Below are 24,954 nucleotides of genomic sequence, written 5' to 3'. Positions count from 1 at the left end.
GGGTGAGCCCGTGGCGGAGCAGCCGCTCCGCCACGGTTTCCCTTCCGTCGCACTACGGCGCGTGCGAGTCGGCCGGCACCACGCAGATGTTCAGGGTGGCGGCGTTCTGCCCGCCGTGGCCGTCCTTGGCCGTCATGGTGACGCTGCAGTTGTTGCAGCTCCCGGAGGGAAGCGCGGACGGGGTGAAGCGCGAGCCCTGGGAGTTGGGCGTGGAGAAGGTGCCCGCGCAGGTCGCGGTCCACTGGTACGTCACCGGCTCGAAGTCCACGTCCACGACGTTGGCGGACAGCGTGGTGTCCGTCCCGAGCCGCACGCGGCCCTCGGTCGCCGTCACCGAGACGATCGGCGGGGTGTTGAAGCTCACCTGGATGGTGGCGCTGCCCCCCACGGGCGTCGCGGCCACCACCTCCACGCTCACCCGGGCGGTGCTGACGCCGCCGCGCACGTCGCGGACGGTCAGCGTGAGGGTGACGGTCTGCGCCGTGGACGGCGCCGTCCAGACGGTGTTGGCGGTGTTCGCGCTGCTCAGCGAGCCCGCGCTGGCCGTCCAGGCGTAGGACAGCGTGTCGCTCACCACGGGGTCATGCGCCGTGGCGCTCAGGGTGAGCTGTCCGCCGGCCTCCACCGTGGTGGACGACACCGTCACCGCGTCGATGATGGGCACGTCGTTGGTCGGGGTCACCGGAACGCTCAGGTCCTGCAGCGTGACGGCGACCAGCGCCGTCTCGCCCGAGACGATGGTGACGTTGGTCGCCTGGCCCTCGAAGATGCGCCCACCCTGGGAGCTGAAGCCGGTGGCGAGGAAGCTCCGGCCGGTGCCCGCGGGAATGCCGTTGATGGTGCCGCCCCAGGTCCCGCTCGTCTTCACCAGGTCCTGGCTGATGCTGGCGAAGTCCGGGCCGGACACGGTGACCTGGATGCGGACGACGGAGCTGCCGTTCGCCGCGAACTCCTGCGAGGCGACGACGAACTGCACCGAGCCCGTGGACGACTCCGGGCTGCAGCCGGCGACGAGTGCCAGCATGAGGGCGACGATGGGAAGACGCTTGAGTCCGAGCATGGATGTTCCCCCTCTCACCTCCGGACGTGGATTCGCCCGCCGAGATGCGAGGGCTTGACGTTGCCACACCACCACCCATCCCCGCATCCCCTGGCAAGGTGGTAACTCTTGTAACCCCAGTACCCCTGGGTAGGTGGTAACCCGTGTAACCAGCTGGTCTCTCGAGTTACCACCCGCCGAAGGCGTGAAGGCCCGGCAAGAGGGCCCGCTTCCCTCTGAAGCACCGTCCCTCGCGTCCCGCGAGAGGGCTGGCATGTCCCCTGCTCAGGGAAAACCCGAAACGCCAGGGCACACCCTCAATGCCCACGAGCAGGGGAACCCCTCACCCTGGCGTCTGCCTTTGCTCTGGGCTGATTCCTCCAAACCATGACCCGAAAGTTCGATTGGCTTTCTTCCGTGACGGCGATGTTCGCTGGCCTGGCCGCCGTGGCTGGTATCCCGTCGTCCGCCGAGGCCGCGCAGGACGTGTCTCCGGAAATCGTCTCCGCGATGCGCCGTGACCTGGGCCTCAGCGAGGAGCAGGTTCACCGCCGACTCGCCTTCGAGGCGAAAGCTCCCCAGCTCGAGAAGAGTCTGCGTGAGCAACTCGGCGCGAAGTTCGGCGGCGCGTGGCTCGACGCGGAAGGTGGCCAGCTCATCGTCGGTGTCACCGATGAAGCTAGCGCGGCGAAGGCTCGCCTCGCCGGTGCGCGGCCCCAGCGCGTGGCCCGCAGCCAGGCGCAGCTGGAGCGCGTGAAGGCGGAGCTGGACCTCAACGTGAAGGAGCTCTCTCCCGCCATCCACTCCTGGTACGTCGACCTGCCCACCAACACCGTCGTCGTCTTCGCGGACGCATCCAGCCAGACGAAGCTCCGCGCGGACGCCTTCGTCGCCGGCAGCAGCGGCGCGAAGGACGGCTCCATTCGCGTCCTCCCCTCCACGCAGGCGCCGCAGGTCGTCTACGACGTGCGCGGCGGTGACCCGTACTACTTCAGCAACTTCCGCTGTTCGATTGGCTTCGCGGTGAATGGCGGCTTCGTCACCGCGGGCCACTGTGGCGGCGCGGGCACCGCCACCACCGGCTACAACGGCGTGGCGCTGGGCACCATCCAGGCGTCCACCTTCCCAGGCAACGACTTCGGCTGGGTGGCGACCAACGGCTCGTGGACGCCGCAGCCGTGGGTCTACAACTACAACGGCGGCAACGTGACGGTGGCGGGCTCGCAGGAGGCCCCGCTGGGCGCCTCCATCTGCCGCTCCGGCTACACCACCGGCTGGCGCTGCGGCACGCTCGACGCGAAGAACGTGACGGTCAACTACTCCAACGGCCCCGTGTACGGCCTGAGCCGCAGCAACGCGTGCGCGGACGGCGGTGACTCGGGTGGCTCGTTCATCTCCGGCAACCAGGCGCAGGGCGTGACGTCCGGCGTGGCGGGCACGTGTGCCAACGGCAACCCTCCGCAGACGTTCTTCCAGCCCATCAACCCCATCCTGAACACCTACCGCCTCACGCTCCGCACGACGGGCGGCGGCAGCAGCGGCGCGTCGTTCATCTCGCGCTGGAATGGCAAGTGCATCGACGTGCCCAACTCCAACTTCTCCGACGGCGTGCCGCTCCAGATGTGGGACTGCAACAACACCAGCGCGCAGAAGTGGACCTTCATCAACGGTACGCTCCAGGCCGGCGGCAAGTGCATGGACGTGGCCGGGGCTTCGACGGCCGGCGGCACGACCATCCAGCTCGCCAACTGCAATGGCAACGCGGCCCAGCAGTTCGTGCTGAGCGGCGCGGGCGACCTCGTCAGCGTGCTCGCCAACAAGTGCGTGGACATCAAGGACTGGAACTCGGCCAGCGGCGCCCGGCTGATCATCTGGGATTGCACCGGCGGCGCGAACCAGAAGTGGGACTACCGCTGAGCCTCGCGGCGGCCTGAAGACGTCGCGGGCCAGGGGAGGCGCTGCCCGCCCCTGGCCCGTGCTTCAGAACACGCTGCGCACGAGCCCGCCGTCGATGCGCAGCGCGGCCCCGTTGATGGCGGAGGCGAGCGGGCTGCTCACGTAGGTGACGAAGTCCGCCACCTCCTTCGGGTCGATGAGGCGCTCGATGAGCGAGGTGGGGCGGTTCTCCCGCATGAAGCGCCTCTCCGCCTCGGCGAGCGGCAGGCCGGGGAAGATGTCCTGGACGAGCTTCGCGACGCCTTCTGTCCGCGTCGAGCCCGGCATGATGGTGTTGACGGTGACGGCCGTGCCCTTGGTCAGCTCCGCGAGGCTGCGCGACACGGAGAGCTGCATCGTCTTCGTCGCGCTGTAGTGGGCCATCTCGGGCGAGGGGCTGATGGCCGCCTCGCTGGCGATGAACAGCACGCGGCCACTCTTCTTCGCCAGCATTCCCCTGAGGTAATGCCGGGCGAGGCGCACCCCGCTCAGGATGTTGACCTCGAACAGGCGCTGCCAGGCCTCGTCCGTCTCGTCGAAGAAGCCCACCGCTTCGTAGATGCCCAGGTTGTTGATGAGGATGTCCACCGCGGGGAACTGGCGGACCGTCTCGGCGGTGCCCTCGGCGGTGCCGTTGTCGGCGGCCAGCTTCTCGAGATTCGCCCCCGGCACGCGGGCGCGGATGTCGGCGACGGCGCCCTCCACGCTGGCCAGCGTGCGTCCATTGATGATGACCGTGGCGCCCTCACGGGCGAGGGCAGTGGCGATTTCCCGACCGATGCCGCCGGTGGAGGCGGTGACGAGGGCAAGCTTGTTGTCGAGCTGGAGGTTCATGCCCCCATAGGTGTCGCGCACGGGCCCGTCCTGCAACCCTCTCTGGGGACCAGCACCTGTGACTTCGATTCAAAACCCACTCAGCGCGGGCCCTCAGCGGTTGCGCTTGTCGTAGGCCTTTCGCGCGGCCTCCACCTGCTCGCGCCGTGACAGGGCCCACCGGGCCATGGCGTCGAGGGGCGTCAGCACATCGCGCCCCAGCCCCGTCAATTCGTAGTCGACCCGGGGGGGAATGGTGGGAGTGACTGTGCGCTTCACGTAGCCGTCGCGCTCCAGCCCGCGCAGGGTGGCCGTCAGCATCTTCTGGGACACGGTGCCAATCTCGCGCCGCAGCTCGCTGAACCGCTTGCTGCCGTCCTTCAGCAGGACGATGACGAGCACCGACCACTTGTCGCCGATGCGCGCGAGCACGTCGCCGACCGAGCGGCAGACGTCGGAGGGGAGGTCCAGGTTACCGAGTTTCATCCAGGTGCCTTCTTGCGGAGAAAAGTGGTCACCGATACTCACTCACTCTCCTTTGGATACCAAGTCCCGAGCGGGGCGCGGACCGACATGGCGGGTGAGCGATGAACAGAACCGGGAATGGCGAAGTGGTGCTGGTGACGGGCGGCACCGGGTACGTGGGTGGCTGGACCCTCGTCGCGCTGCTGAAGCAGGGGTACCGGGTCCGGACGACGGTCCGCGCGCTGCGCCGGGAAGGCGAGGTTCGCGCCGCCATCGCCCGCCAGGTGGACGCGGAGGACCGCCTGTCCTTCTTCGCCGCCGACCTCCTGAAGGACGAGGGGTGGGAGCAGGCGGCGGACGGAGCGGACTTCATCCTGCACGTCGCCTCGCCCATGGGCGTGGGCGAGTTCAAGGACCAGGACCTCATCCGCCCGGCCCGCGAGGGCACCCTGCGCGTGCTGAAGGCCGGTGCGAAGGCGGGCGTGAAGCGCGTGGTGGTGACGTCGTCGCTGCTGGCCGCGCTGCCACCGGCGCGCGAGTCGGGCCGGACGCCGACGGATGAGACGGTGTGGACGGACCTGACCGGCAAGGGCGTGAATCACTACACGCACTCGAAGACGCTGGCCGAGCAGGCTGCCTGGGACTTCGCGCGGCAGTCAGGGGGGCCGATGACGCTGACCACGGTGCTGCCCGGCATGATTCAAGGGCCTGTCCTCGGGAAGGATCTAGGCGGCTCCATCGAGATGATGGCGCGGATGCTGCGCGGAGAGTTCTCCCGCCTTCCGAGGCTCGGGTTCAGCGTGGTGGATGTCAGAGACCTCGTGGACCTGCACCTGCTGGCGATGCGGACGCCCGAGGCGGCGGGCCACCGGTTCGCCGGGACGAGCGACTTCCTGTGGATGACCGACATGGCCCGTATGCTGCGCGAGCGGCTGGGCGCCCGCGCGGCGAAGGTGCCGACGGGCCTGGCACCGGACTTCCTGGTGCGCGTGGGGGCGCTGTTCAACCCGGAGATGCGTCAGCTGACTGGAAGCCTGGGCAGACGCAATGAGTTCAGCACCGCGAAGGCCGAGCGGATGCTGGGCTGGCGCGCGCGCCCGGCGGCGGAGTCGATTGTCGACTGCGCGGAGAGCCTGGTGCGAGAGGGGCTCGTGTAACGGGAGCCGCTACCCACGGGCCGGCTTCCGTCCGCCGCGCTTCACCGGGGGCGCCGGGGCCTCCACAGGCGGCGGGGATGCGGAGTCCTGCGCGGAGTAGCTGCGGGCCTCGGCGAGCAGCCACTCGCGGAACGCGGCGAGTCCCGCGTGGTCGTCCGAGCGCTGCGGATACACGAGGTAGTGCGCGCGGTCTGTCTTCAGGCACTCGGTGAAGAGCGGCACGAGCAGCCCCGCCTTCACCAGCGGGCGAATCAGCGTCAGCCGGCCCAGCGCGATGCCGAGCCCCTCTACCGCGGCGCGGTTCAGCGTCTCCGTGTCGTCGAAGTTGGCGACGAAGCGGCGGGGTGGGGTGCCGCCGAAGCGCTCGAACCACGGGCTCCAGGTGGCGGTGGAGCCCAGCAGCGGAAAGCGCTCCAGGGTCCGCAGGGTGGGGCGCCCCAGCCGCTCGAGGAGCGCCGGGCTCGCCGATGGGGTGACCCAGTCGTCGAACAGGTGGACGGTGCGCAGCCCCGGCCAGGGCCCACGGCCGAAGCGCAGTCCGGCATCGATGTCCGTCTCCTTCTCGAAGTCCACCACCTCCACGGTCGACTGCAGGTTGATTTCGAGCCGTGGATGGAGGGCGACGAAGCCCGGCAGGCGCGGCACGACCCAGCTCGTCGCGAGCGAGGGCAGCAGCGTGAGCGTCAGCACGTCATCGCGCCGGGCGCGGTACGGACGCATGGCGTGCTCAATCGCATCGAGGTGCTCGGCGACGTGCTCGAAGAGTCGCCGGCCGTCGGCGGTCAGCTCGACGCCGCGCGCGTTGCGCACGAAGAGGCGCTGGTCGAGCTGCTCCTCCAGGCCTCGAATCTGGTGGCTCAGCGCGCTGACGGTGAGGTGCAGCGACTTCGCCGCGCGCGACAGGTTGCCGTGGCGGGCGGCACTGACGAAGCCCTGCAGGGCGTACAAGGACGGGCGGGACATCGCGGTCAGCACCTTGAGGAAAGTTCAAAGCAGGGTTGCAAAATCATCGCTTTTTCCCCGGGGAGCATGTCCGTACCTTGAGGACAGTTCAACGAAGCGCCTGGGGAGGCAGCACATGAGCATCTACAAGGGCCTGTTGATGTTGGAGGGTTATCTGACCACTGTCGAGCGCGTCGACGACGAGCCGAGGGGCCGCGGCGCCGGGGCGGCGGAGCCCCGCCCCACGGGTGGCAGGCGGGCGGCCGCACCGCGCGCCGTGCCGGAATCGGAGCCGGTCAGCGCGGAGACGGGTTGCCTGGCCGGAGGTTGCTGCTGAGGGATTGCTTCACCGCGACGATGTCAGGAGGCATGCCGAGCTTCGGCACGGGCGCCTCCCGTCTTCGCGGCAAAGCGCGGTGTCGCCTCCCCTGCGTGGGTCTACCCGGAGGAGAGGCGTCCGTCCGGTGACTCCCCGGTGATTGCCACGTGGATCCGCTGGCGCACCCGCTTGTAGAGCGCCAGCCGGCGTGTCCCGGGCGGCGCAACCCTTTCCTTCGCTGTTCGCAGCGCGGTGAAGAGTCGCCAGGAAACGTGGGTCTCCATCCACGCCAGGGAGGACCGGAGCTGCTCCAGCTCGGTGGCCTGCTGCTCGATTCGTGCGCGTGCCTGCTCCAGCTCGGTGGCCTGCTGCTCGATTCGTGCGCGTGCCTGCTCCAGCTCGGTGGCCTGCTGCTCGATTCGTGCGCGTGCCTGCTCCTGCTCGCCGCGAAGTTGCACGGCGTTGGCGGCCTCCGCTTCCAGGGCGGAACCCAGGGCTGCGTTACGCTGCTCTACCGCGGTGAGGTGGACCTGCCGCGCGTCGGCGAGCTGCTGCGCCTCCGTGAGCTGTTTCTCCAACTGGACCAGGCGGGCGGTATGGCGGGGGTCCACCGCCTCTGCGTATGCCCGTCCGGTGCGGCCGTAGGCGACCCGGGTCGTGTCACCCATCGCCGTTGCCCCCGCCTGGGCCTGCTCATACAGCGCGACCAGCTCCTCCGCGCGCCGGCTCAGCCGGTGGTCGCGCCAGACGCGGTCCGCGAGGGCCGCGACGTCCAGCCGCTCTGCCTCCTCGAAGAGGAGGTGGCCCAGCTCCTCGCGTGAGGGACGCGCGCGCGTGTGGCGGCCGGAGAAGTTGACGCGGGCCTGGGCGTCGAAGTGCTCCACGGACAGCAGGCCGTCGCAGCCGTGGAGGTCGTAGAGGAGGCTCGGCACCTGGAGGGCCGCCGCGAGCAGCGGCGTGCGCCCGATGCTCACCACCCGGTCGAAGTCCCGCAGCAGCTCCGGCGTTATCTCCGTGGAGTGATGGGGCAGGCCCAGGTGCGTCCACGAAACCCCCGGGCGCGCCGAGCACACCGCGTCCAGGTCTTCCGCCAGCCGCGTTTCCAGGTGGTTGCTCACCACCGCGATGCGCCGCGCCGGGCGCGCCCGTGCGGGGGCGGGCTTCTCCAGGCCGGTGTCATCGAACCAGTTGCGGCACAGCGAGATGGGCACCGCCGCGCCATAGGGAGTGGGCGTCAGCGCCTCGCGCACCTCCTCGGAGACGGCGAGCCCATGGGCCACGCCCGCCCAGACGATGGGCGCCCCTTCCAGGTCAGGCAGCACGCCCAGCGTGGAGTACACCACGGGGGCACGCAGCCGGAGCGCACCCAGGAAGTAGAGACAGGGCGCGTGGTGGACATGGAGCACCTCCGGATCGAAGGCCTCGAGCGCCGAGGCCTCCGCCGCCGTGAACACGGTGACGCCGCGGCGTCGGACCGCCTCGGCGATGGCTCCAGGACGGAAGGTGAAGAGAGCCACCTGGTGACCGGCCTGGGTCAGCGCGGTCGCCAGTTCCAGGCAGTACAGCTCGGAGCCCTGTCGCTGATCGAGTTGATGATTCGCGAGAAGAATGCGCATGGGACGATTGCGCCCCATGGTATGCCGGTCCGGCGCTTCTTGTGACCTCAAAGTAACAGAAGCTGGAAAGGTGTCGGCGGGTGGACCTGTCGGTTGCCCGCACGCCGAGGACTCCCCGCCCCTTCAGCCGGGGAGCCCTCGGGCAGCTCAGGCGGACAGCTTCGCGGTGAGATCGATGGAGGTGGGGCTCGCCGGCACGGCGAACGTCTTTCCAGCGGCCTTGCCGAAGTCGAGCGTCTTCAGGTCGACGGAGTACACGAGCATGTTGCCGTACATGCGCACGTTGAGGACGGTGTGGGTGAGGTCCTTCACCACGGCCCACTGCGTGTAGTCGGCCTCCTCCTTGCCTGTCTTCAGGCTGAGCGAGCGGCTGGTACCCAGCGGGATGTCGACGTCGTTGAGGATGTGGAACGCCAGGTTGCACGCGTCCGCCGCGTTCGCGGGAGTCTGGGCGAACTGCTTGAGGTAGGCGGCGCGCACGAAGCGCGCGGGCGGCGTCGAGTCACCGGGCAGGCCGCGCAGGCCGCTGCCATGTCCCGAGGGCGCGAAGGACTTGCCGCCCATCTCCACGGGCCGGGCATCCCACGGCGACAGATTCGAATAGCCGCCGAGGTTCTCGAGCTGCTGCGGGAAGGGCGGGTCGTTGGTGAGGACGGCCACGGGGTTGGAGTAGACGTTGGCCTTCCCGTCGATGAACTCCACGACGATGCTCTGGCCGCGGGCGTCGTGGATGGGGAAGTGCAGCGGCAGCATCCTGGCGAGCCAGGTGCCTTCCCAGACCTGCACCTGTCCGGTGGAGAGCGCGAGCCGCACCTCGTCCACGTCCTTGAAGTTGCCGAGCACCCACCCGGCGAAGTCCTCCAGGGCCAGGGCGAGAGAGGTGTTGGTGACCTTCTGGTAGGTGGAGCCGGGCAGCCAGAGACAGCCAATCGACAGCCCGTGGGTGTTCAGGCCATCCACCATCATGGGGAAGTCGGAGTACGCGGTGAGGCCGACGTACCCGTACTTCACCGTCCACGACAGCCCATTGAGGCCCGTCGGTGAGAGGGATTGGAACTTCGTACCGGGCGCGCGGACCAGGAGCATGGATTGAAGGTCCACGCCAAACTCCATGCTGCGGCCATTCACCGCGCTCTTGTCCGCGGCGGTGATGAGGAAGTCGGTGCACATGATGTGTAGGGCTCCTGCGTGGAGCCGACCTTCCCGCGGGGGCGGGGTCGTCCACGATGCCGGGGCCCTGTGCACGTGCCGCACCAGCTTCCCTGCCAGGGAGTGGCTCCAGGGAATTCGGGGCGTTGGCTGTTGGGCACGGCAGTGGACGGAAGGAGGCTGCGTCCTGCTGGGAAGCACCTGCGTCCCGTTGCCGCGTGACTATTCTTCTCCGCGTGAGGTGGACGTGACGAAGCAGGCGAAGCCGCGAAGCGGGAAGCGCTCCGACACCGCGTTGTTGATCATCGACGTCATCAACGACCTGGACTTTCCCGGGGGCGAGAAGGTCCTGCCGTGGGCCCTGAAGATGGTGGAGCGGCTGGGGCCCTTCGCCGCCCGGATGCGGAAGACGGGCGTGCCGGTCATCTACGTCAACGACAACTTCGGCTACTGGCGCAGCAACTTCAGCGACATCTACAAGCACTGTACGCATCCGGGCGTGCGGGGCCGCGACGTCGCGCGGGCCCTCAAGCCCGGGCCGGATGACTACTTCATCCTCAAGCCCAAGCACTCGGCGTTCTTCGCCACGTCGCTGGTGCCGCTGCTGGAGTACCTGGGCACGAAGAAGCTCATCCTCGCGGGGATGGCCACCAACCTCTGCATCTTCTTCAGCGCGCACGACGCGCACATGCACGAGTACAATCTCACCGTGCTGAGCGACTGTTGCGCCGCCGAGAGCGACGAGGACCACGACCTCGCGCTGTCACAGCTCCAGCGCTTCCTGCGCGTGCGCGTCTGCCGGAGCGACGAGCTGAAGCTGAGCGCGAAGCGGCGGCGCACGCCGGTGAAGCGCCCTCCTGACTCGAAGTGATGCAGGACGGGCCGCGCGGTCGCCTACACTCCCGGGGATGACGGAGCAGCAGAACGAGCTGACGCACCTCATGCAGAAGGTCAACGACCTTCACTACATCGAGACCTACGACCGGGTGGAGATGGCGGAGGCCGAGTACCTCGCGGTCCTGCGCAAGGCCCAGGACGGCAATGCCTCGCTGCTCGAGCGCATCCGGCAGCTCCTCTCTGAGGGCGTGAGCCTCGACTTCAAGACCATCAACGGCCACACGCCCCTGGCCGTCGCGGTGACCCACAACAATGTCGAGCTGATTCAGCTCCTGATGGAGCACGGTGCCGACATCCACGAGGTGGTGGGCTACGACACGCCGCTGCACCGGGCGGCGGAGTTCGGCGCCGACCGGGTGGTCCGGTTCCTCATCGAACAAGGAATGGACCCGCGAGGAAGGACTCCGGGAGGCAGGTCCGTCCTGTCGACAGCGCGCGGCTCGCGCCACAGCAAGAACGTCGTCCCCCTGCTGGTCGAGCTCCTGAAGAAGACGAAGTCGGAGCGGCCGCCGCCTCCGAAGAAGCTGAAGGAACTCTCCGAGGAGAGCGTCACCCGCTACCTGTCCGGCCCCGCGCCGGGGACGCTGGAGCCCCGTGAGTGGGAGGCGCTCCGGGCGTTCATGGACAGCGTCTTCGTGGAGGAGCACTCGGTCACCATCGACCAGCTCTACGAGAGCATCGAGGAGCACGGCGGTACGCGGCCCCATTTCGTCTTCGCCTGCATCGACCTCATCCGGCAGGTCTCGACGCGTGAGCCCAAGCCCAAGAAGGTGAAGAAGGTCTCCAAGAACGTCTACATCCACCATGGCGACCTGGAGGTGGATGGGAGTCTGAGCGTGGGCTCGCTGATGGTGACGGGCAGGCTGACGGTGAAGGGGAGTGCCGCGAACCGCCAGGGGCGCCAGTTGTTCGTGGGCGGCGACTTCGAGTGCGACACGCTCTACACGGAGGGGCCCGTGGTGATTGGAGGAGACCTCCGGGCCCGAGCCGTCGACGCCTACTACAACGACTACAGCCTGGAGGTGCGTGGCGTGCTGAAGGCCGACACGCTGACGGTGGAGCGTCATCAGGTGACGGCGGGCCGGTTCGACGTCAGGGAGCGAGTCGACAAGTAGCGTGGGAAACGATGGCGTGGGCTCCACCGATGCTGGGGTCCGCCGCCAGTCGCTACGACTCGCGAGTGGGCAGCCCCTCATCGAGGAACGACTTCAGCTCCGGGAGCACGCGCTCGGGGTGCTCCTGGTGCGGACTGTGCCCCGCGTCCACGCGCAGCAGCCGCGCCGTCGGAAACAGCCGCGCCGCCTCCTCCGCGAGCGACGGGGGCAGCACATCCTCCTTCTCACCCCACACGAGCAGCACCGGCGCCTTCACCTCGCCCAGCCGTTCACGCCGGTGGAACACAGGCCCCGTCATCGGCACCAGCGTGTTGAACGCCCGAGCCCCCGCGTCCCGGCCTTCCGGCACCGCGACCAGCTCATAGTCCAGCGCCCCCAGTCGCTCGCCCAGCGGCGTGGGAGGCGGCGGCATCAGCCGGGACCAGGCCCACGGCCCCAGCGAGCGTGCCAGCCGCTCCGGTCCGGCACGGAAGAACAGGCGCGCCTTGCGCACCATCTCCGGCCCCAGCCCCATCGCATCCACCAGCGCCAGCCGCTCCACCGGCACCCGGCCGCGCAGCGCCAGTTCCAGCCCCACCAGCCCGCCCAGCGAGTGGCCCACCACCGCCACCGGCCCCGTCCCCAGCTGAAGCAACAGCTCCTCCACCGGCTCCGTGAAGAAGCGCACCCCGTCCTCCGCCGACTCCAGCGCCCCCTCCGTCGCCGAGGACATCCCAAAACCGGGCAGGTCCACCGCCAGCACCCGGTGCCCCCGGGCCAGCGCCGTCAGATAGACGAACCAGGTGGACGCGGCCCCGCCGCGGCCATGCAGCAGCACCACCGTGCGGCCCTGGCCCCCCTCCAGCACCCGCAGGGCCCCGCCCCCCGGCAGCCAGCGCACCGTCGCCGTCACCGCCGGGGCCAGCTGTCCCAGCAGCCCCGCCTCGACGGCCCCCACCGCCGGAGCCTTCGCCGGGGCCTTCACGGCCGTCCCCCAGGACACGCGGGGCGGACCGGCTTCCACCGGGAGTGGAACGTCCGGGGGTGGGACGGCGCAGGGTGGGACATGGGAAAAGGGGCTCCAGCAGGGGCGGTCGGACGCGCAACTTACTGGAATGGCCGGGCTTCTGCGGTGTTGAGCCCGATACCCGGTAACCCCTAGGCTGCCGCCGCCAGTCCGACACGAGGCGACATTGAACACCGACATCCGCGCGCTCACCGAACGCGTGCAGCAGGAAAGCAGCTTCGTCGAGATCCTCAACCAGGAGACCGGCAAGGTCATCGTCGGCCAGCGCTACATGCTGGAGCGCATCCTCATCGGTCTGCTCTGCAACGGGCACGTGCTGCTCGAAGGTGTCCCCGGCCTCGCGAAGACGCTCACCGTGCGCACCGTGGCGGACGCGCTCAGCGCTACCTTCATGCGCATCCAGTTCACCCCGGACCTGCTGCCCGCGGACGTGGTGGGCACGATGATCTACAACCAGCAGGCCGCGAACTTCACCGTTCGCAAGGGCCCCATCTTCGCGAACATCGTCCTCGCGGACGAAATCAACCGCGCCCCCGCCAAGGTGCAGTCCGCCCTCCTGGAGGCCATGGCCGAGCGCCAGGTCACCATCGGCGACCAGTCCTTCGGTCTGCCCTCGCCGTTCCTCGTGCTGGCCACCCAGAACCCCATCGAGCAGGAAGGCACCTACCCGCTGCCCGAGGCGCAGGTGGACCGCTTCATGCTCAAGGTGAAGGTGGGCTACCCCACGCGCGACGAGGAGAAGGTCATCATGGACCGGATGTCCGGCGGCACGATGCCCCGGGCCCAGAAGGTCATCAACCTGGAGCACCTGGTCCGCGCCCGCGAGCTCGTCCACAGCATCTACATGGACGAGAAGGTGAAGGAGTACATCCTCAACGTGGTGTTCGCCACGCGTGAGCCCAACAAGTACGGCCTCAAGGACCTGGCGGACTACATCCAGTTCGGCGCCTCGCCGCGCGCCACCATCTCCCTCGCGCAGGCCGCGCGCGCCCACGCCTTCCTGCGCCACCGCGGCTTCGTCACCCCCGAGGACGTGAAGGCCATCGCCTTCGACGTGCTCCGCCACCGCATCGCCATGACGTACGAGGCGGAGGCGGAGGAGCTCACCACGGAGAAGATCATCCAGCGCGTGTTCGACCGCGTCGAAGTCCCCTGACGCACCCTCCCGAACCGCAGGCGCCCCCGTGCTTCCCAAGGACCTCATCCGCCGCATCCGCAAGCTGGAGATACGCACCCGCAAGGTGGTCTCCGACATGCTCGCGGGTCAGTACCACTCGGTCTTCAAGGGCCGCGGCATGGCCTTCTCCGAGGTGCGCCAGTACCAGCCCGGTGACGAGATTCGCATCATCGACTGGAACGTCACCGCGCGCATGAACGAGGCCTACGTCAAGGTCTTCACCGAGGAGCGCGAGCTGACGGTGATGCTCCTGGTGGACGTGTCCGCGTCCAAGGAGTTCGGCTCGAAGGACCGCACCAAGGCGGAGATTGCCGCCGAGGTCGCCGCGCAGATTGCCTTCAGCGCGATTGCGAACAACGACCGCGTGGGGCTCATCCTCTTCTCCGACCGGGTGGAGAAGGTGGTGCCGCCGCGCAAGGGCCGCACGCACGTGCTGCGGCTGGTGAGCGACATCCTGACCTTCAAGCCGCAGGGGAAGGGGACGGACCTGTCCGCGGGGCTCTCGTACCTGAGGCAGGTGGCGAAGCGGAAGGCCGTGACGTTCCTCATCTCCGACTTCCAGGCGCGCGACTACGAGAAGCCGCTGCGGCTGGTGGGGCGCAAGCACGACCTGGTGCCGGTGGTGGTGGAGGACCCGCTGGAGGAGGCCTTTCCGAGGCTGGGGCTGGTGGACATGGAGGACCCGGAGACGGGCGAGCGCTTCGTGGTGGACACCAGCGACCCGCGCGTGCGCGGCCGCTTCGCGCGCGCCATGCAGGTCGCGCGCGACGAGCGCCGCAAGCTGTTCAAGAAGCTGGAGCTGGACCACGTGGAGCTGCGGGCGGGCGATGACCACGGCAAGGCGCTCGCGCAGTTCTTCCGCGCGCGGGCCCGGAGGATGGCGGCGTGACGCGGCTCCTTCCCGTGCTGGCCCTGTTGCTGGTGGGCGCGCTCCCGTCATGGGTGGCGGCGGCGCCGCAGCCTCCCGGTGCGCCCGCAGCCGAGACGGTGCAGCCGCAGAACGTCTCCGCGCGCGTGGAGCCGAGGCAGGTGCGCATCGGCGACCCCTTCCTCTACGAGGTGGTCATCACCCACCCGAAGGAGCACCGCTACGAACTGGTGCTGCCCAAGGAGACGGGCGACTTCGAGGTGCTGGACCAGACGCGCCAGCGCAAGGACGGGCCGGACTCGGCCACCACCACCATTGGCGTGCGCATGTCCGCCTTCTCGCTGGGGCTGGTGCAGGTGCCGGCGCTGACCTTCGACGTGGCCACGCCGGACGGCCCGAAGAAGTTCTCCCTGCCGGGCCGCGAGGTGGAGGTGACGTCCACGCTGCCGCCGGACGCGGACGGGCAGGGCGCGGACCTCTTCGACTACCAGCCGCCGCAGGAGGTGCCCATCCGCTCGTGGCGCCTGGTGCTGGCGGTGCTGGGCACCCTGGCCGCGGGCCTGCTGGCGTGGGCGCTGTATCGCTGGTGGAAGAACCGCCCGAAGCACGTGGTGGTGGTGCCGCAGCAGCCCCTGGACGTGCGCACGCGCAAGGCGCTGGACGCGCTCAAGGCGGAGGACCTGCCCGCGCGCGGCCACGCGAAGGACTTCTACTTCCGGCTCTCCGAAATCGTCCGTGGCTACCTCGGTGAGCGCTACGGCTTCGAGGCGCTGGAGTGCACCAGTTCGGAGCTGATGGCCTCGCTGCGCCGCCTGCCCACGCCCGGCCTCCCCGAGGACGCGCTGATGCGCTTCGTGTCCGAGTCGGACATGGTGAAGTACGCGCGCGCGGAGTCCTCGCCCGAGTCCTGCCGCGACGCGCTCGCCTTCGGCTACGCGCTCATCGACAAGACGTACGTTCCGCCCCCGCCCCAGGCTCCCGCCAATGCCGCCGCTCCCCACGTTCAATAACCCCGAGGCGCTCTGGGGGCTGCTGCTCGTGCCGCTGCTGCTGGTGCAGGCGTGGCGGGAGCGGCGCGCCCGCGCCACGCTGAGCTTCTCCGCCGCGCACGTCTTCGCCCGCAACGGCAAGGGGCTGCGCACGTACCTGCTGCCCCTGCTCCCGCTCTTGCGCGCGGTGGCGGTGGCCGCCGCCATCTTCGCCATCGCCCGGCCCCAGGCGCGCGACTCGCGCGTGCGCGACTTGTCGGTGGAGGGCATCGACATCGTGGTGGCGCTGGACTTGTCCACCTCCATGGAGGCCGGAGACTTCCGCCCGCAGAACCGTCTGCACGTGGCGAAGGAAGTGCTCAGCGAGTTCATCGCCAACCGCGTGAATGACCGCATCGGCCTGGTGGTGTTCGCGGGCGCGGCCTACACGCAGGCGCCGCTGACGCTGGACTACGGCGTGCTGAAGGAGGTCATCAAGCAGCTGCGCACGCGCGTGCTGGAGGACGGCACGGCCATTGGCGACGCGCTGGCCACGTCGCTCAACCGCCTGCGCGACTCGGAGGCGAAGAGCCGCGTGGTGGTGCTGATTACGGACGGCGACAACAACGCCGGGAAGATCAGCCCCATGGACTCGGCCAACATGGCCCACTCGCTCAAGGTGCCCATCTACACGATTCTGGTGGGCAAGGGCGGCAAGGTGCCCTTCCCGCAGGGCACGGACCTGTTCGGCAACACCGTGTGGCGCGAGACGGAGATTCCCATCAACCCGGAGCTGATGCAGGACATCGCGGACCGCACCGGCGGCGAGTACTACCGCGCCACGGACCCGGAGGGCCTGCGCGCGGGCCTGCAGAAGGTGCTCGACTCGTTGGAGCGCTCGAAGCTGATGGAGGGCGGCGCCAGCGCCACCTACCGCGAGGAGTTCCATCCGTTCCTGCTGGCCGCCTTCGGCCTCGCCGCGCTGGAGCTGCTCCTGCGCGCCTCCTTCCTGAGGGTCTTCCCGTGACGCCCGTGGAACCCTGGCGCTTCACGCTGCTCGGCTACCAGGTGGGGCTTGCCCAGCCCTTCTTCCTGTTGCTGATGCTGCTGGGCGTGCTGCTGGGAATGCTCGCGCTGGTGGGCGCGCTGCGGCGCCGCTCGCGCGTGCGCGCGCTGCTCAACGAACGCCACGCGGAGCGCTTCACGCCGGGCGTCTCGGTGTGGCGGCCGGCGGTGCAGAGCGGCATGTACGGGCTGGGGTTGGCGCTCTTCGGCTTCGCGCTCGCACAGCCGCAGTGTGGCACCAAGAGCGAGCTGACGAAGCGCCGCGGCATCGACGTGGTGGTGGCGCTGGATGCGTCCAAGTCCATGCTCGCGCGCGACGTGCAGCCCAGCCGCCTGGAGCGCGCGAAGCTGGAGCTGACGACGCTGCTGGATGAGCTGAAGGGCGACCGCGTGGGTCTGGTGGTGTTCGCGGGCGATGCGTTCATCCAGTCGCCGCTGACGTCGGACTACTCGGCGGTGAAGCTGTTCCTGCGCGCGGTGGACCCGGAGGTGATGCCCCAGGGCGGCACCAACGTGGGCGCGGCGCTGAAGCTGTCGAAGCAGGTGCTGGACAACGCGGACCGCGGCTCGAAGGAGCGCGTGGTGGTGCTGCTGTCGGACGGTGAGGACCTCTTCGGCGAGGTGGCCGAGGCCACCGAGGCGCTGAAGGAAGCGAATGTCCCGGTGCTGGCGGTGGGCGTCGGCTCCGAGTCCGGTGAGCCCATTCCCGTCTACGACAGGCGCGGCGAGTTCGTGGACTACAAGAAGGACGCGGCCGGCGAGACGGTGATTACGCGGCTGGACCGCGCGGGCCTGACGACCATCGCCGAGGGCTCTGGCGGAGCCTTCTTCTACCAGCCGCGCGGTGTGGCCATGGCGCAGGTGGTGGAGCGCATCGACCAGATGCAGAAGAGCGAACTGGAGAGCCGGGTGACGGTCCGCTACGACGAGCGCTTCCAGTCCTTCGCCATTCCGGGGCTGGCGCTGCTCGCGCTGGGCATGTTGCTGCTGCCGTCCTCGCGCCGGAGGTCCTCGCCGTGAGCGCGCGTCTGGAGTTTCCGAGCCGAGCGAGCCGCGCGAGCCGCGCCGCGCGCCTGCTGACCTGGACGCTGGTGGTGGCGCTCGCGCTGCCGACATCCGCGGGAGCGGCGGGGCCGCTGGAGAAGGACCACCCGCTGGTGGAGCAGGGCCGCGAGGCGTACGCGGCGGGCCGCTTCGAGGACGCGCTGGCGGCCTTCGAGGCGGCGAAGAAGGAGCGGCCCAATGACCCGGCGGTGGACTTCAACCGCGCGGACGCGCTGGCGAAGCTGGGCCGCATCCCCGAGGCGCAGGAGGCCTTCCGCGGGGTGACGGAGTCCAACCGTCCCGACCTGCGGCAGAAGGCCTGGTACAACCTGGGCAACCTGCACGCGACGACGGGAGACCGGCAGGAGGCGCTGAAGTCCTACCGGCGCGCGCTGACGTTGGACCCGCAGGACGTGCAGGCCCGGCACAACTACGAGGTGGTGCTGCGCAACCTGCCGCCCCCGCAGCAGAACCAGCCCGACGGCGGCGCGGATGGTGGCGCCGACGGAGGCAGTGACGGCGGGCGCCCGGATGCGGGCGCGGATGGCGGCACGCGCGGCGATGGCGGCACCCCGCAGGACGGGGGCATGGATGGTGGCGCGGACGGCGGCGCGGATGGTGGCCAGGGCGACGGCGGCAGTGACGGCGGCGCGGATGGTGGCCAGGGTGACGGCGGCAGTGACGGCGGCGCGGATGGTGGCGCGGACGGCGGGCAGCAGGGTCCGCAGCAGAAGGGCGACGGCGGTGCCGACGGCGGCGCGGATGGTGGGCAGGACGACGGTGAGGGTGAATCGAAGGACGGTGGCAGTGACGGGGGCAGCGCGGGAGAAGAGGACGCGGAGGAGTCCCGTGATGGCGGGGCGAGCCCGACGGACGTCGATCGGCAGGAGGCGGAGCGCCTGCTGGATGCGATGAAGCAGAACGAGAAGAATCTCCAGCTCTGGCGTTTCCAGCAGAAGAAGAAGCAGAGGAAGCCCAATGAGAAGGACTGGTAGCGCCCGCGGGGCCCTGCTGGCCGTGCTCGCCCTGCTGGCCACCGCGCCGGCCTGGGCGAACGACGACCTGGATTTCTACCAGACGGTGGACCGCGAGGAGGTGGGCAGCCAGGACACCTTCCGGCTCACGGTGGTGGTGGTGGACGCGCCGCCCAACGCGCAGATGCAGCTGCCGGAGTCGGACGACTTCGAGGTCCTCTCCAGCTCGCGCAGCAGCCAGCGCTCCATCTCCCTGTCCGGCGGCGGCCCGGCCGTCATCCAGGACGTCACCCGGTACGTGCTGGTGATGCGGGCCAATCGCGCCGGGCGGCTGAAGATTCCGCCCTCGCAAATCACGGTGCGCGGGAAGACGTACCGCACGCAGCCGGTGGAGCTGTCGGTGAGGACGGGCCGGCTGGGCTCGCCTCCTTCGGGCAGCTCCGGAGGCTCGTTGCCGGACCCGTTCGCCAGCGCGCCCTCGCAGCAGCGGCAAGACCCGTTCGGCGAGGAGCTGGATGCGGACGAGCCCACGATTCCGCGCGGGGACTCGGACCTGTTCCTGCGCGCGAGCCTGGACCGCGACGAGGTGTACGTCGGCGAGCAGGTGACGCTGTCGCTCTACATCTACTCGCGAGTGGACCTGTCGAGCGTGGACTCCGTCACCATGCCCAAGCTGGAGGGCTTCTGGACGGAGGAGGTGGAGAGCCCCACGCAGCTGTCCGGCGAGCAGAAGATTGTCGACGGCATTCCCTACCGCGCCTACCTGCTGCGCCGCCGCGCGCTCTTCCCGGTGAAGCCCGGCACGCTGTCCATCACCGCCGCGGAGGCGGACATCACCACCGGCTTCCTCTTCGCGGGCCACCGCGTGCACCGCGTCTCCAACGCGCTGAAGGTGAAGGTGCGGCCGCTGCCGCCGGGCGCGCCCCCGGGCATGGCCAACGCGCAGGTGGGCAGCTGGCGGCTGTCCATGGACGTGTCGCAGACGCGCGTGGAACTGGGCCAGCCCGTCACGGTGAAGGTCATCCTGGAGGGCGTGGGCAACGTGAAGAACGTCACCCCGCCGAAGCTCACTGGCCCCGCGGCGCTCAAGATTTACGACCCCACCACGACGGACAAGGTGGCGCCCCAGCGCAACCGCGTGCAGGGGCGCCGCGTGGTGGAGTACCTGGTGATGCCGCAGCGCACGGGCACCTTCACGCTGCCCGCGCTGGAGTTCCCCTACTTCGACCCTCGCGAGCAGTCCTACGAGGTCGCCCGCACGGACGCGGTGACGATTACGGTGGAGGCGGGCGCGGGCGGTGTGTCGGCGCTGCCCTCGTCGCCGTCGCACGTGGCGGACGCGGCCAACGAGCAGAAGAACGTGCTGACGGCGGGCGGGCTGCGGCCGGTGCGCTACCAGGCGAAGTTCGTGGCCCCGTCCGAGCCCCCGTGGAAGCGCGGCTTCTTCGTGCCGGCGGTGCTGGCGCCGCTGGGGCTCTTGCTGGGCGTGGCGCTCATCGGCGGGGTGCGCGGCAGGCTGGCCACCCGCACGGAGGCGGACCGCGGCCGGCAGCAGGCGAAGGCCGCGCGCAAGCGGCTGGCGGCGGCGGAGAAGCTGCAGGGCGGCACCAACGTGGGGGCCTTCTACGCGGAGGTGGAGAAGGCGCTGCACGGCTTCCTGGAGGCGCGGCTGGGCGTGCCGGTGGGCGGCCTCACCCGCGAGGTGCTCGCCGAGCGGCTGACGGCGGCGGGCGCGGACGCGGAGCGGCGCTCGCGGGTGCTCTTCGTGCTGGAGGCGTGTGACCTCGGCCGCTACGGCGGCGGCGGCAACCCGGCGGAGCGGCAGAAGGTGATGGATACCGCGATGGCGGCCATGGAGGGCTGGGCGTGAGCGGCTACTACACGCCGGAAGAGGCGCAGGACGTCTTCCTCAAGGCCAACGAGGCGTACGCGCGCGAGGACTACGCGGCGGCGCAGCAGGGCTACGAGAAGCTCCTGTCCCACGGCCACGGCGGACCGGACGTGCTCTACAACCTGGGCACCTCGCACCTGGCGCGGGGAGACCTGGGCCGGGCGGTGCTGGCGCTGGAGCAGGCGAAGAAGGAGGGTGGCCGCGCGCCGGACCTGGAGGCCAACCTGGCCGTGGCCCGCGCGCGCCAGGTGGACAAGGTGGTGGGCGCCACGGCGGAGGAGGAGTTCCTCCCGCGCGTGACGGCGGCCACGGACGGCACGGTGGTGGCGTGGACCTTCCTGGGCACCTGGGTGGCGGCGTTCGCCCTGGTGCTGCTGTGGCGCGCGCTGCGCCCGGGCCGGCGCACGGCGGTGGGCATCATGTCCGCGCTGCTCTTCACGGTGGCGGTGCCCTCCGGGCTCTTGCTGGCCGCGCACGCGTGGGTGGACGAGACGGTGCACGAGGCCGTCGTCCTCGCCCCCACGCTGGTGGCGCGCGAGCTGCCCCAGGCTGGCGCCCGCTCCATCTTCGAGGTCCACGCCGGCCTCAAGGTTCGGCTGCTGGAGGAGACGGGCCGCTTCGTCCGCATCCGCCTTCCCAATGGCCTGGAGGGCTGGGCCGAGCGCGAAGGCGTGGCGGAAATCTGAAGTCCGGGCGGACCCGCGCCTTCGGGCGCGGCGGGGCGTGGAAGGGCGCGCTGTCCCGCAGCTAGACTCGGGCGGAGGGAAGGCGACTTCTTCCTGGAGGTCGTGGCTCCGTGTTCGAGGTCGAGGCGCGCGTCGGCAAGAATCGGCTGGTGGTGCGTATCTGGGGAGACGTCGAGGACGCGGAGGCTCGCCGGATTGGCGACGCCGCGGTGGCCGCCATCGACCGGCTGCGGCCGGGGCTCGACATGGTGTCGGACCTCAGCGGCCTGACGGCGGTGCCTCCGGAGGGACTGGCCCAACTGCGACGCATCGTCGAGGCGGCGCGGGCGCGGGGCTTCCGCCGGGTGGTGCGCGTGGTGGGGCGCTCGACGGCGGCGGCCCTCCAGTTCGAGCGCATCAGCCGCGCCATCGGCCATGAGGCGCACCTGGCCTTCTCACTGGAGGAGGCCGAGCGGCTGCTGGACGGCGGCTGGTCCGCCTGAGGGCGGAGGCTGTCAGCTCCGCCGGCCCATGAGGCGCGCGAAGAGGCCGCGTTTGGGCTCCTGGCTCTCGCCCGCGGCGGCCGCCATGAGGCCCGTCACCTTGAGCAGGTTCTGCTGGAAGACGGCATTGCCCGGCTCCAGCTCCACGGCGCGCTCCAGCAGGGCCGCCGCGGTCCTGTAGTCCTTGCGCTGGTGGACCAGGATGAGGGCCAGCTTGCTGTGGAGCACCGCGGCCTCGGGCACGCGGTCGATGGCGCGCGTGAGCACCTCGATGGCGCGCTCCACCTGGCCCTCGCGCTCCAGCCGCACCGCGCGCTGGAGGAAGTCCTCAGCCGTGGCCGGCTCGTTGCCCCGGGGGCGGGGCCGGGGCGGGGGCACGGTGGCGCGGGGCGGCGGAGGCGTCGCCGCGAGGGGCGCTGGAGGGAGCGGCGGGGGATACGCGAGGCCGGGCCGGGACGGCGGGCCCGACAGGTCCGGTATCACCGCCAGGGTAGGGAGAGGGCGAGGGGCGGGCTCCTCGTCCCCGAGCGCCATGGGCTCCGGCACCAGGAAGTCGTTGCCATCCAGCACCGGCAGCTCCTCCGCGAGCATGTGCAGGCCGGGGGCGCCGGGCACCCGGTGCAGCTCCACCACACCGCGCTCCAGCAGGGCCTTGAGGACGACCTTCACCTCGATTTCGGGCAGCTTCGCCGCGCGCGCCAGCTCTGGCACCGGCTGGACGCCGTCGATGAAGGACGCGATGTGCGCCTCGAACGGGTGGAGCGGCTGCAGGGCGATGTCCAGCCCGCCGCGCAGGTGCGGCACCGTGTGCGCGTCCATGGGCACGGTGAAGCGCGCCGTGGCGAGGTCATGCGGCGTGGGCTGCTGGAGTGGCGGCAGCGGCACCTCCAGCGTCCGCGAGCGCTGGAGCGGCGACAACAGCGCCCGGACGATGGTGGGCTCGTGGGCGACGTACTCGCCACTGGCCTGCTCCGCGTCCAGCAGCAGCCCGCAGTGCGTGCACTGGAAGTCGGCCTCGCCCACCGGGCCCTGGCACTCCGGACATTCGAGCTTTGCGGCCATTTCCGACCCATCATAACGCCGGGTGGGCGGGAGCGCCGTGACACCCGGGCGTCGCATGTGGGCTTCACCCGCCTGTCAGTCCGGCTAATCAGCAGGCGTGCGGGAGCCGGGTGGGGTGGGGGCGTGGGAAGTGAGGCAACCGCACGGGGCAGGGCTTACGTAAGGGCGATGCGGGGTGCACCCGACAATCGACGCAACCACCCTGTTGCGAGGGGGGCTCGCGGGGCTATACCGCGCGCCGCAGGTGGCACCGGCATCGGGGGTTGATGCACGGGCCCGCGAGCTGTCCCGCAGTGGTCTCGAGTCGCACCCGGAGAACCATGGCTGGCAATTCCCAGGCACCCTTCCACATCCTGCTCGTCGAGGATGAACCGGTCATCCGGGAGCTGGTGCGCTCGATGTTGAGCGATGGCACCGTGGACGTGGTGTGCGCGGCCAACGGGCTGGAGGGGCTGAAGCTCGCGCGCAGCCAGACGTTCCACCTCATCCTGATGGACGTGGTGCTGCCGCAGCTCGACGGCATCTCCGTGTGCCGCATCCTCAAGAGCGACCCGGTGACGGCCGAGGTGCCGCTCTACATGCTCACGGCGAAGGCGAAGAAGTCCGACATGGAGAGCGCCACGCTGGCCGGTGCGGACGGCTACATCCACAAGCCCTTCCGTGGCGCGGAGCTGATGGCGCTGGTGGAGCGGCTGCGCGCGGGCCCGCTGAAGACCGAGCCCGCCTGAGCCGCTCGCGAGCCTTCAGGGCAGGCGCGGGTGGAGGAAGCGCGCCAGGGCGAGGAAGTCGTCCCAGTCCAGCTCACCGAACTCCAGTGCCACGCCATCCACCTCACGGCGGCGGATGGTGCAGGTGGTGACGATTTCGCGGTCCCCCGGCAGGGGCACGGCGATGGTGAGTTGCTGAAGGCTGTCCGCCGCGTGCGCCTGGAGGAACAGGCCGGCCATGGACACGTCGCGCGCCTGCACCGTCACCGTCCGGCCCGACAGGTGCACCTTCACGGTGAGCTGCGCCTCGACGCGCGGATGGAAGCGTTCGACTGCCTTGGGGTTGCCAGTGGGAGTCATCACCGGTGCAGCTCCTCTTCGTGCGACAGGGTGCGACAACTCTGAGGCACGGGGACGCAGAGGCAAGTTTCCGTCCGTCCCGTCCGTCCCGCTGGACGGACCCTGCTCCCGCTCCGCGGAGGGCCCCGTCCCCTGGCGTCCGGGCCATGTGCTCGGGATTGCTGGAGTTGTGTCCTGGCATGCCGGCTGAAGAAGGCCTCCCGCAACCCGCCGCAGGAGGCTGCCCTTGGACAACGACAACCGGATTCCCTCGCTGACCGTCACCCACAACGTTGCGCGGCAGACGCCGAAGAACGAATTCGGGACGGTGCTGGCGCGTGCGGCGCAGGAGGTGGTGCGCTCGGGCGCGGGCCTCGTGGGGGGAATGATTCCGGCGGGCCCCATCGTCAGCGCGGCCGTCTCCAGCACCAAGGCGGTGGTGTCGACGGTGGCTTCCACCGGCGGGTCCAGCACCACGGTGCCGGTGGCGGGGGGCAGCACAGGTGGCGCGGCGGGCAGCGTGGGCGCGGCGACGGGCAACGGGGACGCGTGGGACTTGCTGGAGGCGCAGCGGGCGCTCAGCGCGGACGGCCAGAAGTTCAACATGGCCTACCTGGCGCTCCAGAACGAGATGCAGAAGGAGAGCCGCGAGCACAACGCCATCTCCAACATCATGAAGGTCCGCCACGACTCCGCGAAAGCGGCCATCAACAACATCCGCTGAGGAGTGGGGCGAGCCATGGCCATGGACAAGTTGAGCCCGGTGGGCGGAGCGGGCGTGTCGCCCTCGGTAGAGCCCGCGCGGGAGCGGTTCGGCAAGGTGCTGGAAGAGGCGAAGGGTCCCGCTCGGGGCGCCGGGTTGCCGGTGGCCACGGAAGGGCCGCCCCAAAGCGCGCGGACAGAAGCCCCGCGAGGGCCCGGTAGGGCGGAGGCGGTGGGACGGGCCTCGCCGGGCTGTGCGGAGGTGAAGCCGGGCGCGTCGCGGGTGGACTCGGTGCAGGCGGCGCGCGAGCAGCAGGCGGCGCAGGTGCTGGACAGGGTGGGGCAGGCGCAGAAGCGGCTGGACCACATCCTCAAGCTCGCGGAGTCCGGCCGCACCTTCAGGCCCGCGGAGTTGCTGGCGCTGCAGGCCCACGTCTACCGGGCGAGCCAGGAGCTCGACCTTGCCGGAAAGGTCGTCGAGAAGGCGACCGGCGGCGTCAAGCAGGTCCTGCAAACGCAGGTTTGAGGAGCCCCCA

The 24,954-nt window shown here is 70.1% G+C and carries 26 protein-coding genes; 17 read left to right on the top strand and 9 right to left on the bottom strand.

Features of this window, described 5'->3' with window-relative positions:
* Positions 1–52: 52 nt before the first annotated feature.
* Positions 53–1,060 carry an Ig-like domain-containing protein gene (locus tag G4D86_RS18300; protein WP_163995263.1) on the bottom strand — a complete coding sequence of 336 codons (1,008 nt, stop codon included), beginning with the start codon at positions 1,058–1,060 and terminating at the stop codon, positions 53–55.
* Positions 1,061–1,426: 366 nt separating this feature from the next.
* On the opposite strand from G4D86_RS18300, the gene G4D86_RS18295 reads away from it, so the two are divergent.
* The gene (locus tag G4D86_RS18295; RefSeq protein ID WP_240360327.1) at positions 1,427–2,956 is read left to right on the top strand and encodes a S1 family peptidase; all 1,530 of its coding nucleotides are present in this window, start codon (positions 1,427–1,429) and stop codon (positions 2,954–2,956) included.
* 63 nt (positions 2,957–3,019) lie between these two features.
* Here G4D86_RS18295 and G4D86_RS18290 read toward each other — a convergent pair whose 3' ends face one another.
* Together G4D86_RS18290 and G4D86_RS18285 are read right to left on the bottom strand one after the other, a co-directional pair.
* Positions 3,020–3,829, bottom strand: a complete 810-nt coding sequence (locus tag G4D86_RS18290) for an SDR family NAD(P)-dependent oxidoreductase (RefSeq protein WP_240360326.1) — start codon at positions 3,827–3,829, stop codon at positions 3,020–3,022.
* Positions 3,830–3,901: 72 nt separating this feature from the next.
* Positions 3,902–4,273 (bottom strand): winged helix-turn-helix transcriptional regulator, encoded by a 372-nt coding sequence (locus G4D86_RS18285; protein ID WP_163995262.1) that lies wholly within the window; start codon positions 4,271–4,273, stop codon positions 3,902–3,904.
* A gap of 101 nt (positions 4,274–4,374) precedes the next feature.
* On the opposite strand from G4D86_RS18285, the gene G4D86_RS18280 reads away from it, so the two are divergent.
* On the top strand, positions 4,375–5,409 hold the full coding sequence (locus tag G4D86_RS18280; RefSeq protein WP_163995261.1) for an NAD-dependent epimerase/dehydratase family protein: 1,035 nt from the start codon (positions 4,375–4,377) through the stop codon (positions 5,407–5,409).
* Between the two features lie 9 nt (positions 5,410–5,418).
* Here G4D86_RS18280 and G4D86_RS18275 read toward each other — a convergent pair whose 3' ends face one another.
* Positions 5,419–6,372 carry a LysR substrate-binding domain-containing protein gene (locus G4D86_RS18275; RefSeq protein ID WP_163995260.1) on the bottom strand — a complete coding sequence of 318 codons (954 nt, stop codon included), beginning with the start codon at positions 6,370–6,372 and terminating at the stop codon, positions 5,419–5,421.
* Positions 6,373–6,487: 115 nt separating this feature from the next.
* Here G4D86_RS18275 and G4D86_RS18270 point away from each other — a divergent pair, with 115 nt between their 5' ends.
* Complete coding sequence (locus G4D86_RS18270) at positions 6,488–6,688, top strand: hypothetical protein (RefSeq protein WP_163995259.1); 201 nt, start codon at positions 6,488–6,490, stop codon at positions 6,686–6,688.
* Positions 6,689–6,789: 101 nt separating this feature from the next.
* On the opposite strand, the gene G4D86_RS18265 is transcribed toward G4D86_RS18270, so the two are convergent.
* Together G4D86_RS18265 and G4D86_RS18260 are read right to left on the bottom strand one after the other, a co-directional pair.
* A complete protein-coding gene (locus G4D86_RS18265; RefSeq protein WP_163995258.1) occupies positions 6,790–8,286 on the bottom strand; it encodes a glycosyltransferase family 4 protein in 1,497 nt (498 codons plus the stop codon).
* A 147-nt stretch (positions 8,287–8,433) separates the two neighbouring features.
* Positions 8,434–9,456, bottom strand: a complete 1,023-nt coding sequence (locus G4D86_RS18260; RefSeq protein ID WP_163995257.1) for a linear amide C-N hydrolase — start codon at positions 9,454–9,456, stop codon at positions 8,434–8,436.
* Positions 9,457–9,682: 226 nt separating this feature from the next.
* Between G4D86_RS18260 and G4D86_RS18255 the strand changes: the two genes are divergently transcribed.
* Together G4D86_RS18255 and G4D86_RS18250 are read left to right on the top strand one after the other, a co-directional pair.
* Positions 9,683–10,306, top strand: coding sequence for a cysteine hydrolase family protein (locus G4D86_RS18255; RefSeq protein WP_163995256.1), 624 nt, complete (start codon positions 9,683–9,685; stop codon positions 10,304–10,306).
* Between the two features lie 37 nt (positions 10,307–10,343).
* Positions 10,344–11,447: an ankyrin repeat domain-containing protein gene (locus G4D86_RS18250; protein WP_163995255.1), complete on the top strand. Its 1,104-nt coding sequence runs from the start codon at positions 10,344–10,346 to the stop codon at positions 11,445–11,447.
* Positions 11,448–11,499: 52 nt separating this feature from the next.
* On the opposite strand, the gene G4D86_RS18245 is transcribed toward G4D86_RS18250, so the two are convergent.
* Positions 11,500–12,429, bottom strand: coding sequence for an alpha/beta fold hydrolase (locus G4D86_RS18245; protein ID WP_240360325.1), 930 nt, complete (start codon positions 12,427–12,429; stop codon positions 11,500–11,502).
* Positions 12,430–12,619: 190 nt separating this feature from the next.
* Between G4D86_RS18245 and G4D86_RS18240 the strand changes: the two genes are divergently transcribed.
* From G4D86_RS18240 to G4D86_RS18200, 9 genes are all read left to right on the top strand, one after another.
* On the top strand, positions 12,620–13,609 hold the full coding sequence (locus G4D86_RS18240) for an AAA family ATPase (RefSeq protein ID WP_163995253.1): 990 nt from the start codon (positions 12,620–12,622) through the stop codon (positions 13,607–13,609).
* 28 nt (positions 13,610–13,637) lie between these two features.
* A complete protein-coding gene (locus G4D86_RS18235) occupies positions 13,638–14,519 on the top strand; it encodes a DUF58 domain-containing protein (protein WP_163995252.1) in 882 nt (293 codons plus the stop codon).
* Complete coding sequence (locus tag G4D86_RS18230) at positions 14,516–15,508, top strand: hypothetical protein (protein WP_163995251.1); 993 nt, start codon at positions 14,516–14,518, stop codon at positions 15,506–15,508. Before G4D86_RS18235 ends, G4D86_RS18230 begins: the two co-directional genes overlap by 4 nt.
* Positions 15,483–16,493, top strand: a complete 1,011-nt coding sequence (locus tag G4D86_RS18225; protein ID WP_163995250.1) for a vWA domain-containing protein — start codon at positions 15,483–15,485, stop codon at positions 16,491–16,493. The genes G4D86_RS18230 and G4D86_RS18225 overlap by 26 nt, the downstream gene beginning before the upstream one ends.
* A complete protein-coding gene (locus tag G4D86_RS18220; RefSeq protein ID WP_163995249.1) occupies positions 16,490–17,551 on the top strand; it encodes a VWA domain-containing protein in 1,062 nt (353 codons plus the stop codon). Before G4D86_RS18225 ends, G4D86_RS18220 begins: the two co-directional genes overlap by 4 nt.
* The gene (locus tag G4D86_RS18215; protein WP_240360324.1) at positions 17,548–18,570 is read left to right on the top strand and encodes a tetratricopeptide repeat protein; all 1,023 of its coding nucleotides are present in this window, start codon (positions 17,548–17,550) and stop codon (positions 18,568–18,570) included. The genes G4D86_RS18220 and G4D86_RS18215 overlap by 4 nt, the downstream gene beginning before the upstream one ends.
* Positions 18,554–20,419: a BatD family protein gene (locus G4D86_RS18210; protein WP_163995248.1), complete on the top strand. Its 1,866-nt coding sequence runs from the start codon at positions 18,554–18,556 to the stop codon at positions 20,417–20,419. Before G4D86_RS18215 ends, G4D86_RS18210 begins: the two co-directional genes overlap by 17 nt.
* A complete protein-coding gene (locus G4D86_RS18205; RefSeq protein WP_163995247.1) occupies positions 20,416–21,126 on the top strand; it encodes an SH3 domain-containing protein in 711 nt (236 codons plus the stop codon). The genes G4D86_RS18210 and G4D86_RS18205 overlap by 4 nt, the downstream gene beginning before the upstream one ends.
* Before the next feature lie 110 nt (positions 21,127–21,236).
* Entirely contained in the window at positions 21,237–21,608 is a 372-nt protein-coding gene (locus tag G4D86_RS18200) for a hypothetical protein (protein WP_163995246.1), read from the top strand.
* Between the two features lie 12 nt (positions 21,609–21,620).
* On the opposite strand, the gene G4D86_RS18195 is transcribed toward G4D86_RS18200, so the two are convergent.
* Positions 21,621–22,670 (bottom strand): tetratricopeptide repeat protein, encoded by a 1,050-nt coding sequence (locus G4D86_RS18195; RefSeq protein ID WP_205519625.1) that lies wholly within the window; start codon positions 22,668–22,670, stop codon positions 21,621–21,623.
* Between the two features lie 320 nt (positions 22,671–22,990).
* On the opposite strand from G4D86_RS18195, the gene G4D86_RS18190 reads away from it, so the two are divergent.
* Positions 22,991–23,398: a response regulator gene (locus tag G4D86_RS18190; RefSeq protein WP_163995245.1), complete on the top strand. Its 408-nt coding sequence runs from the start codon at positions 22,991–22,993 to the stop codon at positions 23,396–23,398.
* Between the two features lie 15 nt (positions 23,399–23,413).
* Here G4D86_RS18190 and G4D86_RS18185 read toward each other — a convergent pair whose 3' ends face one another.
* Entirely contained in the window at positions 23,414–23,737 is a 324-nt protein-coding gene (locus G4D86_RS18185; protein ID WP_163995534.1) for a PilZ domain-containing protein, read from the bottom strand.
* Positions 23,738–23,963: 226 nt separating this feature from the next.
* On the opposite strand from G4D86_RS18185, the gene G4D86_RS18180 reads away from it, so the two are divergent.
* Together G4D86_RS18180 and G4D86_RS18175 are read left to right on the top strand one after the other, a co-directional pair.
* Complete coding sequence (locus G4D86_RS18180; RefSeq protein WP_163995244.1) at positions 23,964–24,440, top strand: hypothetical protein; 477 nt, start codon at positions 23,964–23,966, stop codon at positions 24,438–24,440.
* Between the two features lie 15 nt (positions 24,441–24,455).
* Positions 24,456–24,944: an ATP-dependent helicase HrpB gene (locus tag G4D86_RS18175; RefSeq protein WP_163995243.1), complete on the top strand. Its 489-nt coding sequence runs from the start codon at positions 24,456–24,458 to the stop codon at positions 24,942–24,944.
* Positions 24,945–24,954: the final 10 nt, after the last annotated feature.

This window comes from Pyxidicoccus caerfyrddinensis, from assembly GCF_010894405.1.
Taxonomy (GTDB): Bacteria; Myxococcota; Myxococcia; order Myxococcales; family Myxococcaceae; genus Myxococcus; species Myxococcus caerfyrddinensis.
The sequence above is the reverse complement of the archived record's forward strand: the minus strand, read 5'-3'. Positions and strand labels throughout refer to the sequence as shown.

Bases quoted from the DNA above. Each gene is read 5' to 3' on its own strand.
- G4D86_RS18300 (WP_163995263.1), bottom strand. From the start codon at position 1,060: ATGCTCGGACTCAAGCGTCTTCCCATCGTCGCCCTCATGCTGGCACTC.
- G4D86_RS18195 (WP_205519625.1), bottom strand. From the start codon at position 22,670: ATGGCCGCAAAGCTCGAATGTCCGGAGTGCCAGGGCCCGGTGGGCGAG.
- G4D86_RS18280 (WP_163995261.1), top strand. From the start codon at position 4,375: ATGAACAGAACCGGGAATGGCGAAGTGGTGCTGGTGACGGGCGGCACC.
- G4D86_RS18260 (WP_163995257.1), bottom strand. From the start codon at position 9,456: ATGTGCACCGACTTCCTCATCACCGCCGCGGACAAGAGCGCGGTGAAT.
- G4D86_RS18250 (WP_163995255.1), top strand. From the start codon at position 10,344: ATGACGGAGCAGCAGAACGAGCTGACGCACCTCATGCAGAAGGTCAAC.
- G4D86_RS18225 (WP_163995250.1), top strand. From the start codon at position 15,483: ATGCCGCCGCTCCCCACGTTCAATAACCCCGAGGCGCTCTGGGGGCTG.
- G4D86_RS18275 (WP_163995260.1), bottom strand. From the start codon at position 6,372: ATGTCCCGCCCGTCCTTGTACGCCCTGCAGGGCTTCGTCAGTGCCGCC.
- G4D86_RS18295 (WP_240360327.1), top strand. From the start codon at position 1,427: ATGACCCGAAAGTTCGATTGGCTTTCTTCCGTGACGGCGATGTTCGCT.
- G4D86_RS18285 (WP_163995262.1), bottom strand. From the start codon at position 4,273: ATGAAACTCGGTAACCTGGACCTCCCCTCCGACGTCTGCCGCTCGGTC.
- G4D86_RS18210 (WP_163995248.1), top strand. From the start codon at position 18,554: ATGAGAAGGACTGGTAGCGCCCGCGGGGCCCTGCTGGCCGTGCTCGCC.
- G4D86_RS18175 (WP_163995243.1), top strand. From the start codon at position 24,456: ATGGCCATGGACAAGTTGAGCCCGGTGGGCGGAGCGGGCGTGTCGCCC.
- G4D86_RS18270 (WP_163995259.1), top strand. From the start codon at position 6,488: ATGAGCATCTACAAGGGCCTGTTGATGTTGGAGGGTTATCTGACCACT.
- G4D86_RS18190 (WP_163995245.1), top strand. From the start codon at position 22,991: ATGGCTGGCAATTCCCAGGCACCCTTCCACATCCTGCTCGTCGAGGAT.
- G4D86_RS18185 (WP_163995534.1), bottom strand. From the start codon at position 23,737: ATGACTCCCACTGGCAACCCCAAGGCAGTCGAACGCTTCCATCCGCGC.
- G4D86_RS18265 (WP_163995258.1), bottom strand. From the start codon at position 8,286: ATGCGCATTCTTCTCGCGAATCATCAACTCGATCAGCGACAGGGCTCC.